Raw genomic sequence first — 16729 nt, 5'->3', positions numbered from 1 at the left:
GCATGCTCAAGCGCAGGATGTTCCTGGGGCTCGCGGCCGGCGCCACGCTGGCGGGCTGCGGCTACCGTTCCGTCGACGCGATCTACTCGCAGCCGGCCGGGTCCGTGCCGAAGCAGTACGCCAACCGCACCCGGGTCGTGTTCTGGTCGCCGTACGGCGGCGTGAACGGGAAGGCGGTCGACAAGCTCGTTGCCAAGTTCAACGACTCGCAGCACGACGTGTACGTCGAGGTGCAGTTCCAGGGCAGCTACGACGACGTGGCGCAGAAGGTCGCGGCCGCGCTGGTCGCGAAGCAGGCGCCCGATCTCGCCGTACTGTCGGACGTCACCTGGGAACGGTTCTTCCTGAACGACGCGCTCGAACCGTTGAACGGCTACTTCACCGACGGTTTCGGTCCTGGCGTGTATCAGGAGAAGCTGTTCGGGGAGTACGTCGTGAAGGGGCAGAGCTGGGCCGTTCCGTTCGCCCGCAGTACGCCGATCATGTACTACAACCGGGACGCGTTTGCGAAGGCCGGGCTGCCGGACCGGGTGCCGCGGACCTGGAGCGAGCTGCGGTCGTGGGTGCCCGAGCTCGCGAAGGTGCAGTCCGGCGGCCGGTCGTTGCGGACGATCGCGTTCGCCAAGATCGACGGCGACTGGCAGTTCCAGGGCAATGTGTGGCAGTTCGGCGGCGCGTACTCCAAGGGGCTCGACGTCACCATCGACGAGGCCGGTGCGGTCGCGGCCGGTGAGTGGCAGCGGGAGATGGTGCACGAGCTCGGGGCGGCGTACATGGCGAGCAGCCCGAGCACGGACTTCGCGAACGGGCTGGTCGGGGTGATCCAGGAGTCGACCGGTGCGATGAAGACCATCGGGTCCAAGGCGAAGTTCAAGGTCGGGGCCGGGTTCATCCCGTCGGAGGTCGCGGCCGGGATCGCCACCGGCGGTGGCGGGATCGGGATGCTGCGGAACATCTCGACCGAGCGGAAACAGGCCGCGGCGACATTCCTGCAGTTCCTCGCCCTGCCGGAGAACTCGGCCTGGTGGACGACGCAGACCGGCTACCTTCCGGTGGTGAACAAGGCCCGCGAGGACGCCGAGCTGAAGAAGCTGATCGCGGAGCAGCCGAACTACGGCGTCGCGATCGCGCAGCTGGAGAACGCGCGCCGGCAGGACGCGATCCGGCTGTACGGGCGGAACGCGAACGTGCAGATCTACACCGGGCTGCAGCAGATCTACGCCGACAACGCGCAGCCGAAGAAGGTGTTCGCCTCCGTCGCGCGCCGGCTCGAGGTGATCGGCGACGAGGTCAAACGTCTCTACGAGGAGAAAGTTCTGTGATCATCACCGGCCACCGGGGCGCACTCGGGACCGAACCGGAGAACACGCTGCGCTCGTTCCGGCGGGCGGTCGCGGACGGCTGCGACGAGATCGAGCTCGACCTGCGGGTCAGCGCGGACGGCGAGCTCGTGATCATGCACGACGCCACCGTCGACCGCACCACGTCGGGATCGGGCGCGGTCGAGGAGCTGACGCTGGCGGAGCTGCGGGCGTTGGATGCCGGTCTCGGGGAACAGGTGCCGACGTGGACCGAGACGGTCGCGGCGATCGACGTACGGTTCCAGGCAGAGGTCAAGGCCGAGGCCGCCGTACCGCTGCTCGCCCAGTCGCTGAAGTCGGACCGGGCGCTGGCCGAGCGGACCCTGGTGACGTCGTTCCACCCGGAGATCCTGCTCGCCGTCCGCGAGGCGTTCCCGGACGTGACGACCGGCCACATCTTCGGCCGTACGCCGGACACCGCCGAGATCATCACCCGCACCCGCGCAGCCGGCGCGACCTGGTCCCTCTGCGGAATCGCCGGCCTCACCCCCGACGCCGTCGCCGACCTCCACGCCGCCGGCCTCTCCGTCACCGCCTGGCCCGTCCCCGACTCCGAAACCCTCACCAAGGCCACCGCCCTAGCCGCAGACGGCATCACCACCGACAACCCCCACCTCCTCCAGCACCTCTGACCCAACTTTGAGAACCCACCAACCGTTTCGACGCCCTGAGAATGGTTGGTGGGTTCTCAAAGTGCCTCGGGCGGGTGGGTGGTGTGGGCTGGGTCACACGTTTCGACGTGCGAATTTGTTCTTCCGTGGAACATAAATGTGTGATTGGCTCTTCCGTATGGGAATCAGCATCGGTGTGGCCGGAGCCGGACAGTTCGCCCCTTCGTTCCTGCGGTTGTGGTCCGCGCATCCGGACGTGTCCGACGTGCGACTGACCGACGTCATCCCGGAACGGACCGCGGAGATGGCCGCCAAGCAAGGGATCACGGTGACGCATGCGTCGTTCGAGGAGATGCTCGAGTCGGACGTGGACGCGGTCGCGATCTTCACGCAGCGGTGGCTGCACGGCGAGATGGCGATCAAGGCGCTCGAGGCCGGCAAGCACGTGTACTCCACGGTCCCGATGGCAATCGAGGCGGACCAGATCGCGCGCATCATCGAGCTCGTGAAGGAGACCGGGCTCACCTACATGATGGGTGAGACCAGCTTCTACTACCCGTCCTCGGTCTACTGCCGGCAGAAGCTCGCCGAGGGCGCGTTCGGCCGGGTGTTCTACAGCGAGGGCGACTACGTCCACGACATGGACCTCGGGTTCTACGCCGCGTACCAGTACTCCGGCGGCGACGACTGGAAGAAGACCGCGTCGTTCCCGCCGCTGCTCTACCCGACGCATGCCGTCGGCAACGTCCTCTCGGTGACCGGTCAGCACGCTACCCACGTGTCGGCGATCGGCGTCAAGGACGACCGCGGTGACGGCGTCTTCGACAAGGAGATCAGCCAGTTCGACAACGACTTCTCGAATGCGACCGCGCTGTTCAAGCTCGCCGACGGCGGGATCATGCGGACGAACGAGATGCGCCGGGTCGGGTACCCGTCGCACATCCGCGAGTCCCGGCTGCGGGTGTTCGGCACCGAGGGCAGCTTCGAGCAGCTCGCCACCACGACGCTGTGGCAGAACAAGCAAGGCGTCGAGGACGTCAGCCACTTGATGGAGACGAAGCCGAGCGGTTCCGGGGACGACGCCGACCTGGCGAACGTCGACCCCGCGCTGCGGGACGCGTTCCGGTCCGGGCTGTCCCCGGTGCACGACCGCTCGCGGCTGCCGAAGGAGTTCGACGGTCTGCACAACGGGCACGAGGGCTCGCACCACTTCCTCGCCGACGACTTCGTCCGCGCGGTCGCCGACAAGACCCTGCCGCCGATCAACGCGTGGGTCTCCGCCCGCTACACCCTCCCCGGCATCTACGCGCACCAGTCCGCCCTGCAAGGCGGCGTACAGCTCGAGATCCCCGACCACGGCGACGCCCCGGAGTGACCTCCTGCCGATAAGATCCGGTATGGATCTGTTCGCCGGGATTTCTGTTCGGGACTACGACATCGCGGTCGCCTGGTACGAGAAGTTGCTGGGGGCGCCGCCGAGTTTCCTGCCCAACGACATCGAGGCGGTGTGGGAGATCGGCGAGCACCGGTACCTCTACATCGAGGTCGTTCCGGAGCACGCCGGCCACGCGCAGCACACGTTGTTCGTCGAGGACTTCGACGCCGCGCTCGGTGCGATCGCCGAGCGCGGCCTCGAGCCCGCCGACCGGGAGACGTACGAGAACGGCGTACGGCATGCGACCTTCTACGACCCGGACGGCAACGAGGTCTCGTACGGCGGCGCGCCGGTGGCGTGACGTCACGGTACGGCGATGTGGTCCAGCTCGGACCACTGCAGAACTCGCGCGCTGATGGTCGGATGGTGTTCAAGTTCTGCCCGCAGCAGCCGGTGCACGCCGTCCAGGATGGTGATGCGGTCGTCGGGGCGGTGGACGACGTCGATGGGATGGCGGAGGTCGGCGGCGAGGGTGCGTTCGTACTGCGCCTGGTACGTGACCGGATCCGCGGCGACCTGGCGGGGCGTGACCTGAAAGGGCCGGTCGTCGTGCGCCCAGAACGGTAGGTCGAGATGGTGGGTCAGGTCGCCGATCGGCAGCTCGACCGTCGGTAGGTCGAGGGCGTGCAGCCGTTCGAGGTCCCAGTGGAAGTCGAGGATGTACGCCGTGAGTTCCGGTGGCACCGTCAGCGGGAAAGGGCGCCGGGTCATTCGTAGATGCGGCGCAACCGGAGCGTCATCGAGTTCTCGATGTGCTGGGTCATCGCGGACTCGGCGGCGGCCGGATCGCCCGAGGTGATCGCCTCGACGAGCATGCGGTGTTCGGTGAGGACCTCGGGACCGATGTCGCGGTCGTAGTGCAACCGGAAGATGTGCAGGTGGCAGTGGGTCCGCTCGAAGGCCGATCGAACCTGTTCGCTCCCGGACAGCGACGCGATCAGCGAATGGAACCGGTTGTCGTGCACGGTCAGCGACTTGTACCCGGCGTAGTCGATCGAAGTCGGCTCGACTGCGTTCGCCAGCTCAGCGCGCAAGAGCTTCACACCCTCGGGGGAGATCAGCTCGGCCGCCCGCCGGGCCGCCCAAGGCTCGAGCAGGAGCCGGAACCGGTACAGATCGTCGAACTCCTCGAGCGAGAGGAGCGGAGTCGCGCGGTAACCCTTGAGCGGCTCCTTGACCGCCAGCCCTTCCGACTCCAGCCGGGCCAGCGCCTCCCGCACCGGCGTCGACGACACCTGGAACTCCCGCGCGAGCCCGTCGATCGAGATCCGCGCCCCGGGCCGGATGACGTGGTCCATCAGCATCGTCTTGATGGCCTCGTACACGTCGTCGGCGAGCATCTGCCGCCGGAGCAGCCGCCGGTCCACCGGTGCCACTGGCTCGCTCATGAGGTGTCTCCGGAATCTGGTCGCGGGGTTGACCCCACCGTTCGGTTTCGGCAGGGTAACACTGGTAATCATGCATCATGCACGATTCGGGTGAGAGCAAGCTATGGGAAGGTCGCGAACGATGGTGAGGTTCGAACAGATCGGCGTCCTGCCCGAGCCCGGCGACAACGTCGCGATCGCCTCCCGGCGGCTGGACGCCGGCACCGAGGTCGAGCTCGACGGTACGACGATCACGCTGCCGCACACCGTGCTCGAAGGGCACCGCTTCGTGGTCGTTCCGGTCGCGACCGGCGATGCGCTGACCTCGTGGAACACCCCGTTCGCACGCGCCTCCCGTGACCTGGTCCCCGGCGACTACGTCTGTACGCCGACCAGCCTCGCCGCGGTCACTGCCCGCGGTGTGGACGGCCTGCCCGAGGTGCCGAGTGCGACCAACGAGCCGCTCGACCCGTTCGAGTTGGACGAGTCGGCGCTGCACTTCGGCTCCCAGGTGACCAGTGTCGAGCAGCCCGGCACCTTCCTCGGCTATCCCCGTGAACAGGGCCCGGCCGGGACGCGGAATCACGTCGTACTGCTGGCAACCAGTTCGCGGAGCAGTGGGTTCGTCACGGAGTTGGCCCGGCGTTTCGACGGCGCAGCCGCGGGCGACGGCGTCGTACCGGTGGCGCACACCGAAGGCGGCGAGGACGAGGTCCCGAACAACCTGCACTTCCTGCTCGCCACGCTCGGCGGCTTCACACTCAACCCGAACGTCGGCGCCGTCCTGATCGTCGACACCGAGGGGGACGTGGTCTCCGGCGAGGCGATCAAGAACTTCCTGGCCGAGAACGGCTATCCGTCGATCAAGGTGCCGCACGCGTACTTCACCCGGAAAGGCGGCTTCGAGCACGACCTGACGGCCGCCGGCGCGCTGATCGAGCCGTGGCTGCCGGTCGTCGACGCGCAGCAGCGCGAGGAGGTCCCGCTCGCGGACCTCAGGATCGCCCTGCAGTGCGGCGGATCCGACGCGTTCTCCGGGATCTCGGCCAACCCGCTCGCCGGCCAGGTCAGCGCGGAGGTTATCCGGCATGGTGGTACGGCGGTGCTCGCGGAGACCGACGAACTGATCGGCGCCGAGCCGTACGTGCTGAAGAACGTGCGCGACCTCGCCACCGCCAAGCGCTTCCTGGCCACCATCAAGTCGTTCAAGGAACGTGTCGGCTGGCACGGGCACACGGCCGAGGGCAACCCGTCCGGCGGCAACGTGTACCGCGGGCTCTACAACATCGTGCTGAAGTCGATCGGCGCCGCCCGCAAACTTCCGCGCGAGGTCCGCCTGGACCACGTCATCGACTACGGCGAGCCGCTGCCCGGCAACGGCTACATCTTCATGGACAGCCCCGGCAACGACCTCGAGTCGGTGGCCGGCCAGATCGGCAGCGGCTGCAACCTGATCTTCTTCACCACCGGCAACGGATCGATCACCAACTTCCCGTTCGTCCCGACGCTGAAGTTCGTCACGACGAGCGCGCGGTACGAGCGGTTGCGGGCCGAGATGGACGTCGACGCCGGCAAGTACCTGACCGGTACGTCGATGGCGGACCTGACCGCGGAGACCTTCGATCTCGTGGTCCGCGTCGCATCCGGTGAGAAGAGTGCGGGCGAACGGGCCGGCCACAGCCAGGTGTCGATCTGGCGGAACTGGAAGCAGACCGGCCCGCGCGAGGGCATCTCGATCACCACCGACGGCCGGATGAGCCGCAAGCTCGCCGACCTCCCGACCGAGGACCGCGACGCGCCGCTCGACGGGGTCCCGCACCGCGGCCTGACCGCCGAGAGCCGGACCCCCACGGACTTGTTGCGTGTCGACGACCGGTTGGTGCCCGAGGCAGTCGGCCTGATCCTGCCGACCAGCCTCTGCTCGGGCATGATCGCGCTGCGGATCGCCGCACAAGCAGAGCTGGAGAGGTGGGCAGGTGACGCCGTCACCCGGATGGTCGCCCTCCCGCACACCGAGGGTTGTGGCAGCAGCGGCGGCGCGTCCGAGGAGACGTTCGCGCGGATCATGCTCGGCTACCTCCTGCACCCGAACACGCGGATGGCTCTGCTGCTCGAGCACGGCTGCGAGAAGACGCACAACGACTACTTCCGGTCCCGGCTGGTCGAGGCGGGCAAGGATCCGTCCCGCTTCGGCTGGGCCAGCATCCAGGCGGACGGCGGTCTCGACGCTGTCGGCAACAAGGTCAAGGAGTGGTTCGGCAGCTTCGACCTGCCCGCTCCGGTCGCGCAGTCCGGTGATCTCGGCGCGCTGACGATCGGGTTGGAGGCACGCGGTCCGTTCTCGGTCGAAACCGCCGAGGCGCTCGCGCTGATCGGCCGCGAGATCGTCGGCTCCGGCGGATCCGTCGTACTGTCGTCACGTGGCGCGTTGCTGGCGCACGACGGATTCCGTACCGCGGCGTTCGGTTCGGCGGACCCGGTGGGCCCGACGATCGCGCACGGGCAGCGGTTCGCGGAGCCGGGGTGGCACGTGATGCGGATGCCGGGGACGGACTGGATGGAGACCGCGACCGGCTTCGGCGCGACGGGCGTTCAGCAGATCCTCGCGCATGTCGCGGGCGGCACCTTGTCGGCGCAGCGGTTCGTCCCGGTCGTCGAGTTCAGCAACGACCCGGAGACGGTTGCGACGTACGGCGACGACCTGGACGCGGTGGCCACCGGTGACGCCGCCGAACAGGCGCGGATCGGGCTGGACGTCGTCGCCGCGGTCGCGAGTCGCCGGCTCGTCCCCAAGGCGGTTGCCTCCGGCAACGTCGGTTTCCAGATCACCCGTGGTCTGCTCGGTACGTCAATGTAGCTGTGTCTGTTAAGGGAAGGCCTTGCCATGCACTTGGTCCGTTATCTGTCTCCCGTCGACGGTCGTCCTGTCCCCGGTGTACGCACCGGGGAGACGGTGGCTCCGCTGCCGGGGGTGAACAGTTTCGCCGAACTGCTCCGGCTCACCCGCGAGGAGCTGCAGGCGGAGGTCGACAAGGCCGGTGAGGCGTTGCCGGTCCAAGGGCTGACGTTTCTCCCGCCGATCGACGGTCGCGGCGAGGTGTGGTGCGCGGGCGTGACGTACGAGCGCTCGCGCGGCGCCCGGATGGAGGAGAGCAGCGAGCAGTCGGTCTACGACAAGGTCTACACCGCTGACCGGCCCGAGCTGTTCCAGAAGGCGCCCGCCTGGCGCGTGGTCGTCGACGGCGAGCCGGTCGGGATCCGGTCCGACTCCGGTCACGACGTACCTGAGCCGGAGCTTGCGGTCGTGGCCAACAGTCACGGTGAGATCGTCGGGTTCACGGTCTGCAACGACATGAGCTCGCGGTCGATCGAAGGCGTCAACCCGCTGTACGTGCCGCAGGCGAAGCTGTTCGCCGGCGGTTGTGCGCTGGCGTCGGGGATCCGGCCGGTCTGGGAGGTCCCGGACCCCAAGAAGCTCGAGATCAACCTGGTGATCCGTCGTGCGGGCGAGGAGGTGTTCAGCGGTACGACGTCCACCGAGAAGCTGGTGCGCGAGCTCCAGGACCTCATCGACGTACTGTTCCTGCCGAACGACTTCCCGGACGGCGTGATCCTCGCGACCGGCACCGGGATCGTCCCCGAGCTGGACTTCGCACTCGCCGGGGGCGACGTCATCACGATCACCATCGACGAGGTCGGCACCCTCACGAATACCGTGGCCGCAGGCCGGGAACCGTTCGCGTTCCTGGCAACCGACAACCTGGAGGGAATCCGATGACCGGCTCCGACACCACCCCCGCTCAGCTGGAGCAGGCGCTCGCCGCCGCCGCTGCGGCCGCGCCCGCCTTCGGGGCCTCCGAGCCGTCGGTCCGGGCCGGGTGGATCCGCGCCGTCGCGGATGCGCTCGACGCGGCCTCGGACGAGCTGGTGCCGATCGCGATGCGTGAGAGCTCCCTGCCGCAGGCGCGTCTGACCGGCGAGGTCGCCCGCAGCACCGGACAGCTGCGGATGTTCGCGGACGCGCTCGAAGAGGGTTCGCTGCTGGAAGTCGTCATCGACACCTTGGACCCGCAGGCCAAACCGGTCCCGCGCCCCGATCTCCGCCGCGTCCTCGTCCCGCTCGGACCGGTGCTGGTGTTTGCCGCCAGCAACTTCCCGTTCGCGTTCAGCGTCTGCGGCGGTGACACCGCGTCCGCGCTCGCGGCCGGTTGCCCGGTGATCGTCAAGGCGCACCCGGGTCACCCGGAGCTGTCTGCCCGGACCGCCGAGGTGATGATCGAGGCCTTGAAGGCAGCCGGTGCGCCGGACGGGACGTTCGGTCTGATCGCGGGCTTCGACGTCGGCGTCACGGCCCTCAAGGACCCGCGGATCACCGCCGCCGGCTTCACCGGTTCGGTCCCCGCCGGCAAGGCACTGCACGAGATCGCGGTGACGCGGCCGGAGCCGATCCCGTTCTACGGCGAGCTCGGCAGCCTGAACCCGGTCTTCGTCACGCAAGCAGCGATCGATGCCCGCGGCAAGGACATCGCGAGCGGGTACGTCGGTTCGTTCACCCTCGGCGTCGGGCAGTTCTGCACCAAGCCCGGCCTGCTCTTCCTCCCGTCCGGCCACGGCTTGCAGGAGCAGCTGTCCGAGGCGACCGGTGCCGTCGCCGAGGCGCCGATGCTGAACGATCGGATCAAGGACGGGTTCAGCTCCGGTCTCGACCGCCTGGAGAAGGTCGACGGCGTACGCGTCTGGGCCTCCGGCGGCGCGACCCTTCTGCAGACCACGGTGACCGAGCTGCTCGCCCGCCGCGGCGAGATCCTCGAGGAGTGCTTCGGCCCGGTCTCGATCGTCGTCGAGTACTCCTCGGTCGACGAGCTGCGCGCAGCGGTCGAGGCTTTCGACGGCAACCTGACCGCGACGCTGCACGCGGAAGACTCCGACGCCGAGCTCGCGCGCGACCTGCTCCCGCTGCTGACCGCCCGTGCAGGGCGCGTGCTGTGGAACGGCTGGCCGACCGGGGTCGCGGTGTCGTGGGCCCAGCATCACGGCGGGCCGTTCCCGTCGACGGTCGGTTCGATCCACACCAGTGTCGGGGTGACGGCGGCGCGGCGGTTCCAGCGTCCGGTTGTGTACCAGGACGCTCCTGATGCGGTGCTGCCCGACGTACTGAAGGACTCGAACCCGGCCGGGATCGCCCGCCGGGTGAACGGAACCGTGACTACGGACGAGGTGTCGCGATGACTGATGTACCTCCGACCAACGACCCGGCCGAGGGCGACGTCCTCGCCGGTGAATCGGCTCCCGCGTCGACCGGACGGCGGAGTTTCGACCACTGGTTCGGTGAGCACGGCCGCAACGGCTTCATCCACCGGTCCTGGATGAAGTCGCAGGGCTTCTCCGAGGAGGCGTTCGACGGGCGCCCGGTGATCGGGATCTGCAACACCTGGTCCGAGCTCACCCCGTGCAACGCGCACCTGCGCCGGCTCGCCGACTCGGTGAAGCGCGGCGTCTGGCAGGCCGGCGGGTTCCCGCTGGAGTTCCCGGTGATGTCGCTCGGCGAGACGCTGCTGCGGCCGACCGCGATGCTGTTCCGCAACCTGCTCAGCATGGACGTCGAGGAGTCGCTGCGCGGTAATCCGATCGACGGCGTCGTCCTGCTGACCGGCTGCGACAAGACGACGCCCGGCTCCATCATGGGCGCCGCCAGCGTCGACCTGCCGACCATGGTCGTCACCGGCGGTCCCATGTTGAACGGCAAGTTCCGCGGCTGCGACATCGGCTCCGGTACGGCGGTCTGGCGCTTCACGCAGGACCTCAACGCGGGCCGGATGTCGGCCGAGGACTTCGCGGCGGCCGAGGGCGGGCAGTCCCGCAGCAACGGGCACTGCATGACGATGGGCACGGCGTCGACGATGGCCTGTATGGCCGAGTCACTCGGTCTGCAGCTGACCGGCGGCGCGGCGATCCCAGCCGTCGACTCGCGCCGGTACGTGATCGCGCAGAAGACCGGGCAACGGATCGTCGAGATGGTCAAGGAAGACCTGAAGATCAGCGACATCCTCACCCGCGACGCCTTCGCGAACGCGGTCCGCGCGAACGCGGCGATCGGCGGCTCGACGAACTTCGTCATCCACCTGCTCGCGATCGCCGGCCGGGTCGGCGTCGACGTGACGCTCGACGACATCGACGAGTGGGCGCGCGGCGTCCCGTGGCTGGTCGACCTGCAGCCGTCGGGCAAGTACCTGATGGAGGACTTCTACTACGCCGGCGGTCTGCCCGCGGTGCTCAAGGAGATCCTCCCGCTGCTCAAGACCGACGCGATCACGGTCACCGGCAAGACGATCGGCGAGAATGTCGCGAACGCGGAGCGGATCGAGGCGACGTACCCCGGTGGCGCTCCCGGCAGCGAGACGTACGCCGTGATTCGCCCGGTCGGCGATCCGCTCGGTAGTGGTGCGGGAACCGCCGTACTGAAGGGGAATCTCGCCCCGGACGGCGCGGTCATCAAGCAATCGGCCGCGTCCGAGCGGCTGTCGCGGCACCGTGGCAAGGCGCTCGTGTTCAGCAGCATCGAGGAGTACGACAAGGCGGTCGAGGACCCGGATCTCGACGTCGACGAGGACACCGTGCTGGTGCTGCAGAACGCCGGGCCGCGCGGGTACCCGGGGATGCCCGAGGTCGGCAACATGACGATCCCGCGCAAGCTCGCCGAGATCGGCGTCGACGACATGGTGCGAATCTCGGACGCGCGGATGAGCGGCACGGCGTACGGCACCGTCGTACTGCATGTCACGCCGGAGGCTGCCGTCGGTGGGCCGTTGGCGCTGGTGCGGACGGGGGACTGGATCGAGCTCGACGTACCGGCGCGGCGGCTGCATCTCGACGTACCGGACGAGGAGCTGGAGAAGCGACGCGCCGACTGGCAGCCGCCGGCGCCGCCGACGGACCGCGGATGGGCCAGGCTGTACGTCGACCACGTAACCCAAGCCAACCAAGGCTGCGACCTCGACTTCCTCGTAGGCCGCACCGGCTCCGCTGTCGGCCGCCAGAGTCACTGATATGACCACCTCACCTTCGCCTTCCTCCTCCAGCCCGTCTTCCTCCAACCCGCCGAGCGAAGCGAGGCGCGGTTGGGGTCCGTTCGAAGCGGTCCGGGGATTGAGGCCGTCGGGGACGCTCCCGCAGGTGACGCCGATCCGGCGGATCCTCTCGGATCTGCCGGTGTCGGCCGACCCGTACGCCGACGCGCGTGCGGCGCTCGAACCGCTCCGGGGACGGATCGTGCCGGATGCCCGGATAGCGGTGACCGCGGGCAGCCGGGGCATTCACGATCTGGTCCCGGTGGTGAAGGCGGCCGTGGACTGGCTCCGGGACGCCGGCGCCGCGCCGTTCGTGATCCCCGCGATGGGATCACACGGCGGCGCGACCGCCGACGGCCAGCGGGAGATGCTCGAAGGCCTCGGAATCACCCCGGAAACCGTTGGCTGCCCCATCGAGGCAACAATGGAGACCGTCGTCGTCGGCAGGCTCCCGGACGGCACCGAGGTCCACCACGACGCGATCGCCGCCAAGGCCGACGGCGTACTGCTCGTGAACCGGGTCAAACCGCACACCGACTTCCGCGGCCCGATCGAGAGCGGGATCGCGAAGATCCTCGCGATCGGACTCGGTAACCATCTCGGCGCGGCCTCCCTGCACGCCGGCGGCATCCCGTCGCTCGGCGCCAACATCGAGGCCGCCGCCCGGATGGTGGTTGCACAAGGCAAGATCCTCGGCGGCCTGGCGATTCTCGAGAACGCGCGCGAGCAGACCGCCTCGGTCGAGCTGCTCGCGTCCGACGGGATCGCCGGGGCAGCCGAGAACGCCTTGCTGCAAAGGGCTTCCAGCCTGCTCGGACGACTGCCGTTCGACGAGCTGGACGTCCTGGTCGTCGACGAGCTGGGCAAGGACAAGTCCGGCGCCGGCATGGACACCAACGTGATCGGCCGGTGCTGGGTGCACGGGATCCCGGAGTTCGAGTCGCCGTCGATCGCCGCGATCAGCGTGCACTCGCTGTCGCCGGCCTCGCACGGCAACGCCTCCGGACTCGGCCTCGCGGACGTGATCCCGGCGCGGCTTCTGGACCAGATCGACCTGCGGGCGAGCTACGTGAACGCGCTGACCTCGGGCGCCGGCGGTGCCCGCCGTTCGCGGTTGCCGATGGTGATGGAGGACGACGAGGCCGCCGTACTCGCCGCCGTGACGATGTGCGGACGACGGCACTGGTCGGAGCTTCGGCTGGCCCGGATCAAGGACACCCTGTCACCGAACGAGTTGATGGTGACACCGGCCCTGCTGACCGAGGCGGCCGAACGGTTCGACCTGGAGATCACCGGTACGGCGAGGGACCTGACGCAGGCCGGTCGACTCGGACCTTGGAGCGAGACATGAACCTTCGCGAAGCACGTGCCCTGCTGGCCGACCGCGGCTTCCGGCCGGGCGAGACGTCGACCCGTACCTTCCCCGACGGATCGCCGTACAAGGTCGAGATCCCTTCCTGTGAAGGGCCGCGGGTGATGACCGCGGTACTGGAGGAGGCCAAGTCCCGCGGCATCACGATCGACCGGGTGTCGCAGGGCAGCGGCGTGATGATGCTGACCGACGGCGAGATCGAGGAGATGCTGTCTTTGGGCGCCTCCGCGGGAGTCGAGGTGTGCCTGTTTCTCGGTCCGCGGGGCGCGTGGGACATCGGAGGTCAGGCGAAGGTGTCGGCCGCGGTCGGTGGTGTTGCGCGGGGCAACGAACAGGTGGCGGCGTCGTTGTGTGACGCGTTCCGCGCGGTCGAGCTCGGCGTACGGAGCCTGCTGGTCGGCGACATCGGCGTACTCGAGATCCTGGGCCAGTTGAAGATCGAGGGCGAACTGCCGGCAGATCTGGTGCTGAAGACGTCGGTGTTGATGCCGTTGCCGAACGCACCGACCGCCCGGCTGTACGAGCGGCTCGGCGCGACCAGCTTGAACGTGTCGACGGACCTTCCGGTGCCGGTGCTCGCGGAGATCCGGTCGGTGACGACTGTGCCGATCGACATGTACATCGAGGTTCCCGACGACCAGGGCGGCCACGTCCGCTTCTACGACGTACCGGAGATCGTCCGGACCGCGGCGCCCGTCTATCTGAAGATGGGCCTGCGGAACGCACCGAACATCTACCCGGTCGGGGCGCATCTGGCCGGTACGGCGGAAGCCCTCGGACGGGAGCGTGTCCGGCGGGCGGAACTGATCCTGCGGTTGCTCGCCGAGCAAGATGAGGGATGAGCTCGTGGACCGGCTGCGGTCGGTCCTCGGAGATGACGCTGTCGTCGACGATCCCGACGTACTGGACAGCCATCGCAACGATCACGCGAAGTTCTGCACGGCCGGAATGCCTCGGGCGCTCGTGCGTCCGTCGTCGACCGCAGAGGTCGTCGAGGTGGTTCGGGCTGCCGGTGAGCTCGGCGTCCCGATCGTGACGCAGGGCGCGCGGACGGGGCTTTCGGGTGCGGCGAACGCGATCGACGGGTGCTTGCTGCTGTCGACTACGCGGATGACGCAGATCCTGGAGGTCTCGGCCGAGGACCAGGTTGCCGTGGTCCAGCCGGGCGTGGTGAATGCTCAGTTGTCGCGCGCTGTCCTCGAGCAGGGGCTGTTCTACCCGCCGGATCCTTCCTCCTGGGAGCAGTCCACGATCGGTGGGAACATCGCGACGAACGCGGGCGGGTTGTGCTGCGTGAAGTACGGCGTGACCGCGGACTTCGTGCGCGGACTAGAAGTCGTGCTGGCGTCCGGAGAGGTGGTGCGCACCGGGCGGCGGTCGGCGAAGGGCGTCGCCGGATACGACCTCACGCGGCTGATCGTCGGGTCCGAGGGCACGCTCGGGGTGGTGACCGAGGCGACGCTCGCGTTGCGCCCGGCGCCCGAGGCAGCGTTGACCGCGGCGGCGACCTTCCTCTCCATCGAGGACGGGATCGCGGCCGCTGCCGCCGTGATGGCGTCGGGTCTGCGTCCGTCATTGCTCGAGTTCCTGGATCAGCCGACACTGCGGGCGATCCAGGACTACCGGGACATGGGTCTCCCGGAAGACGTCGGCTCGATGCTGCTCGCGCAGTCCGACCGGGGATTGCGCGCTGCGGACGACGTCGCGCGGATCGCGGAGATCTGCACGGCACACGGCGCGGTCGACGTCGCCGAGGCGTCCGACGCGGAAGAGTCCCGCATGCTGCTCGAGGCGCGCCGGCTGGTGAACTCCGCGCTGGAGCCGTTGGGTACGACGCTGATCGACGACGTCGCCGTACCGCGGTCGCAGCTGGTCACGCTGCTGCGCGGGATCGCGGAGATCGGCGCGAAGTACGACGTACTGATTTGTTGCCCTGGGCATGTAGGTGACGGAAACATGCACCCGACCGTGGTCTTCGACCCCGCCGACGCGGCGGCCGAGGCGCGGGCGCTGGAGGCGTTCGGTGCGGTGATGCAGCTGGGACTGCGGCTCGGCGGGACGATCACCGGCGAGCACGGGATCGGGACGTTGAAGGCGCGCTGGCTGGAGACCGAGCTCGGGCCGATCGGGCTCGACCTGCATAGGCGGATCAAGGCCGCGTTCGATCCTGGGAATTTGTTCAATCCTGGAAAGGTGCTGCTGTGATCGATGCCTCCGCAGTCCGCCCGTCGCCTCGACAGGTCGCGTGGCAGCGGCAGGAGCTGACCGCGTTCGTGCACTTCGGGCCGAACACGTTCACCGACCTCGAGTGGGGGACCGGTGTCGACGATCCGGCGGTGTTCGATCCTTCGGCGCTGGACTGCACACAATGGGTTGCTGCGTTGGTCTCCGCCGGGTTCAAGAGCGTGATCCTGACGGCCAAGCATCATGACGGATTCTGTTTGTGGCCGAGCAAGTACCTGCCGCATACCGTTGCCGCGTCGCCGTATCGGGGCGATGTCGTCGCGGAGCTGTCGGCCGCTTGCCAGGCGGGCGGGCTCGGGTTCGGGGTGTATCTGTCGCCGGCGGATCTCTATCAGGAGAAGGCGCCGGGCGGGTACTACGGGAACGGCAGTCCCGCTGTGGCCTCGCGGATCGGTGAGTTCTCGTACGTCGTGGACGACTACAACCGGTTCTACCTTCAGCAGTTGCATGAACTGCTCACGTCGTACGGGCCGATCGCCGAGGTCTGGCTCGACGGCGCCAATCCGACCAGCAGTGCGCAGAGCTATGCGTACGACGCGTGGTTCGACCTGATCCGGCGGCTCGCTCCGGACGCGACGATCGCGATCGGTGGGCCGGATGTGCGGTGGGTCGGCAACGAGGACGGGTTCGCACGGGAGACGGAGTGGAGCGTCGTGCCGTTCGTTGACGGGCGGATGGTGGCCGCACAGACGGCGGCTTCCGTGGCTGGGCCTGACGAGTTGGCCCAGGCTGACGAGTTGCGGTGGTATCCGGCTGAAGTCGACGTGTCGATCCGGCCAGGGTGGTTCTACCACGCGTCCGAGGACGCGTCGGTGAAGTCTCTGCCGGAGCTCCTGGACATCTATCGCAAGTCGGTCGGGCGGAACGCCGTACTGCTGCTGAACATTCCGCCGGATCGGCGAGGGTTGTTCGCGGATCCTGATGTGGAGGCGTTGGCCGCATTTGGTGCGGCGGTGCGGGAGTACTACGACACCGCGGTCGCGCTGCCGGGGCAGGTCAACGTGCTCGACCTGCGCGAGGACATCACGGCCGGCCAGCAGGTCGAATCGTTCGCCGTGGACGGTTTCGTCGACGACGAGTGGACCGAGATCGCCCGCGGTACGACGATCGGCCATCGCCGACTGCTGCCGTTGAGCACGCCGATCCACGTTGACGACGTACGCGTCCGGATTCTCGCCACCCGAGCCGAGGCGGCTGTCTCGCTGGCCGTCCACTTCGACCCGCTGCTGTCCTGAGTCCCCCTGCCCGGAGTCGAACCAGGAGCCGAGCCTT

The 16729-nt window shown here is 68.5% G+C and carries 14 protein-coding genes; 12 read left to right on the top strand and 2 right to left on the bottom strand.

Features of this window, described 5'->3' with window-relative positions:
• The first annotated feature begins 2 nt into the window (after window positions 1-2).
• The 4 genes from EV137_RS32235 (at window position 3) to EV137_RS32220 (ending at window position 3708) form a co-directional block, all read left to right on the top strand.
• Window positions 3-1322 carry an ABC transporter substrate-binding protein gene (locus tag EV137_RS32235; RefSeq protein WP_166680067.1) on the top strand — a complete coding sequence of 440 codons (1320 nt, stop codon included), beginning with the start codon at window positions 3-5 and terminating at the stop codon, window positions 1320-1322.
• On the top strand, window positions 1319-1993 hold the full coding sequence (locus EV137_RS32230; protein ID WP_134131869.1) for a glycerophosphodiester phosphodiesterase: 675 nt from the start codon (window positions 1319-1321) through the stop codon (window positions 1991-1993). Before EV137_RS32235 ends, EV137_RS32230 begins: the two co-directional genes overlap by 4 nt.
• A 157-nt stretch (window positions 1994-2150) precedes the next feature.
• Window positions 2151-3347, top strand: coding sequence for a Gfo/Idh/MocA family protein (locus tag EV137_RS32225; RefSeq protein ID WP_134131868.1), 1197 nt, complete (start codon window positions 2151-2153; stop codon window positions 3345-3347).
• 22 nt (window positions 3348-3369) lie between these two features.
• Window positions 3370-3708 (top strand): VOC family protein, encoded by a 339-nt coding sequence (locus EV137_RS32220; RefSeq protein WP_134131867.1) that lies wholly within the window; start codon window positions 3370-3372, stop codon window positions 3706-3708.
• Window positions 3709-3710: 2 nt separating this feature from the next.
• Here EV137_RS32220 and EV137_RS32215 read toward each other — a convergent pair whose 3' ends face one another.
• Together EV137_RS32215 and EV137_RS32210 are read right to left on the bottom strand one after the other, a co-directional pair.
• Complete coding sequence (locus EV137_RS32215; protein ID WP_134131866.1) at window positions 3711-4118, bottom strand: ParB N-terminal domain-containing protein; 408 nt, start codon at window positions 4116-4118, stop codon at window positions 3711-3713.
• The gene (locus tag EV137_RS32210) at window positions 4115-4795 is read right to left on the bottom strand and encodes a GntR family transcriptional regulator (RefSeq protein WP_133785924.1); all 681 of its coding nucleotides are present in this window, start codon (window positions 4793-4795) and stop codon (window positions 4115-4117) included. The genes EV137_RS32215 and EV137_RS32210 overlap by 4 nt, the downstream gene beginning before the upstream one ends.
• Window positions 4796-4916: 121 nt before the next feature.
• Here EV137_RS32210 and EV137_RS32205 point away from each other — a divergent pair, with 121 nt between their 5' ends.
• From EV137_RS32205 to EV137_RS32170, 8 genes are all read left to right on the top strand, one after another.
• The gene (locus EV137_RS32205) at window positions 4917-7631 is read left to right on the top strand and encodes a UxaA family hydrolase (RefSeq protein ID WP_238175684.1); all 2715 of its coding nucleotides are present in this window, start codon (window positions 4917-4919) and stop codon (window positions 7629-7631) included.
• A 114-nt stretch (window positions 7632-7745) separates the two neighbouring features.
• Complete coding sequence (locus EV137_RS32200; RefSeq protein ID WP_238175683.1) at window positions 7746-8552, top strand: fumarylacetoacetate hydrolase family protein; 807 nt, start codon at window positions 7746-7748, stop codon at window positions 8550-8552.
• Window positions 8549-10003 carry an aldehyde dehydrogenase (NADP(+)) gene (locus EV137_RS32195; protein WP_134131863.1) on the top strand — a complete coding sequence of 485 codons (1455 nt, stop codon included), beginning with the start codon at window positions 8549-8551 and terminating at the stop codon, window positions 10001-10003. Before EV137_RS32200 ends, EV137_RS32195 begins: the two co-directional genes overlap by 4 nt.
• Window positions 10000-11820 carry an IlvD/Edd family dehydratase gene (locus EV137_RS32190; protein ID WP_134131862.1) on the top strand — a complete coding sequence of 607 codons (1821 nt, stop codon included), beginning with the start codon at window positions 10000-10002 and terminating at the stop codon, window positions 11818-11820. Before EV137_RS32195 ends, EV137_RS32190 begins: the two co-directional genes overlap by 4 nt.
• A gap of 127 nt (window positions 11821-11947) precedes the next feature.
• Window positions 11948-13192, top strand: coding sequence for a nickel pincer cofactor-dependent isomerase, group 22 (locus EV137_RS32185; RefSeq protein ID WP_238175682.1), 1245 nt, complete (start codon window positions 11948-11950; stop codon window positions 13190-13192).
• A complete protein-coding gene (locus tag EV137_RS32180) occupies window positions 13189-14055 on the top strand; it encodes a U32 family peptidase (protein WP_134012311.1) in 867 nt (288 codons plus the stop codon). Before EV137_RS32185 ends, EV137_RS32180 begins: the two co-directional genes overlap by 4 nt.
• A gap of 4 nt (window positions 14056-14059) precedes the next feature.
• Window positions 14060-15418, top strand: coding sequence for an FAD-binding oxidoreductase (locus EV137_RS32175; RefSeq protein WP_238175681.1), 1359 nt, complete (start codon window positions 14060-14062; stop codon window positions 15416-15418).
• On the top strand, window positions 15415-16692 hold the full coding sequence (locus EV137_RS32170) for an alpha-L-fucosidase (protein WP_134131859.1): 1278 nt from the start codon (window positions 15415-15417) through the stop codon (window positions 16690-16692). The genes EV137_RS32175 and EV137_RS32170 overlap by 4 nt, the downstream gene beginning before the upstream one ends.
• Window positions 16693-16729 lie beyond the last annotated feature (37 nt).

Source organism: Kribbella pratensis, assembly GCF_004366075.1.
Lineage (GTDB): Bacteria > Actinomycetota > Actinomycetes > Propionibacteriales > Kribbellaceae > Kribbella > Kribbella pratensis.
Note: the sequence above shows the minus strand (reverse complement) of the source record. Positions and strands in the feature narration are given on the sequence as shown.

Excerpts from the sequence above, each read along its gene's own strand:
- EV137_RS32235 (WP_166680067.1), top strand. The coding sequence starts at position 3 with ATGCTCAAGCGCAGGATGTTCCTGGGGCTCGCGGCCGGCGCCACGCTG.
- EV137_RS32225 (WP_134131868.1), top strand. The coding sequence starts at position 2,151 with ATGGGAATCAGCATCGGTGTGGCCGGAGCCGGACAGTTCGCCCCTTCG.
- EV137_RS32220 (WP_134131867.1), top strand. The coding sequence starts at position 3,370 with ATGGATCTGTTCGCCGGGATTTCTGTTCGGGACTACGACATCGCGGTC.
- EV137_RS32215 (WP_134131866.1), bottom strand. The coding sequence starts at position 4,118 with ATGACCCGGCGCCCTTTCCCGCTGACGGTGCCACCGGAACTCACGGCG.
- EV137_RS32210 (WP_133785924.1), bottom strand. The coding sequence starts at position 4,795 with ATGAGCGAGCCAGTGGCACCGGTGGACCGGCGGCTGCTCCGGCGGCAG.
- EV137_RS32205 (WP_238175684.1), top strand. The coding sequence starts at position 4,917 with ATGGTGAGGTTCGAACAGATCGGCGTCCTGCCCGAGCCCGGCGACAAC.
- EV137_RS32195 (WP_134131863.1), top strand. The coding sequence starts at position 8,549 with ATGACCGGCTCCGACACCACCCCCGCTCAGCTGGAGCAGGCGCTCGCC.
- EV137_RS32190 (WP_134131862.1), top strand. The coding sequence starts at position 10,000 with ATGACTGATGTACCTCCGACCAACGACCCGGCCGAGGGCGACGTCCTC.
- EV137_RS32180 (WP_134012311.1), top strand. The coding sequence starts at position 13,189 with ATGAACCTTCGCGAAGCACGTGCCCTGCTGGCCGACCGCGGCTTCCGG.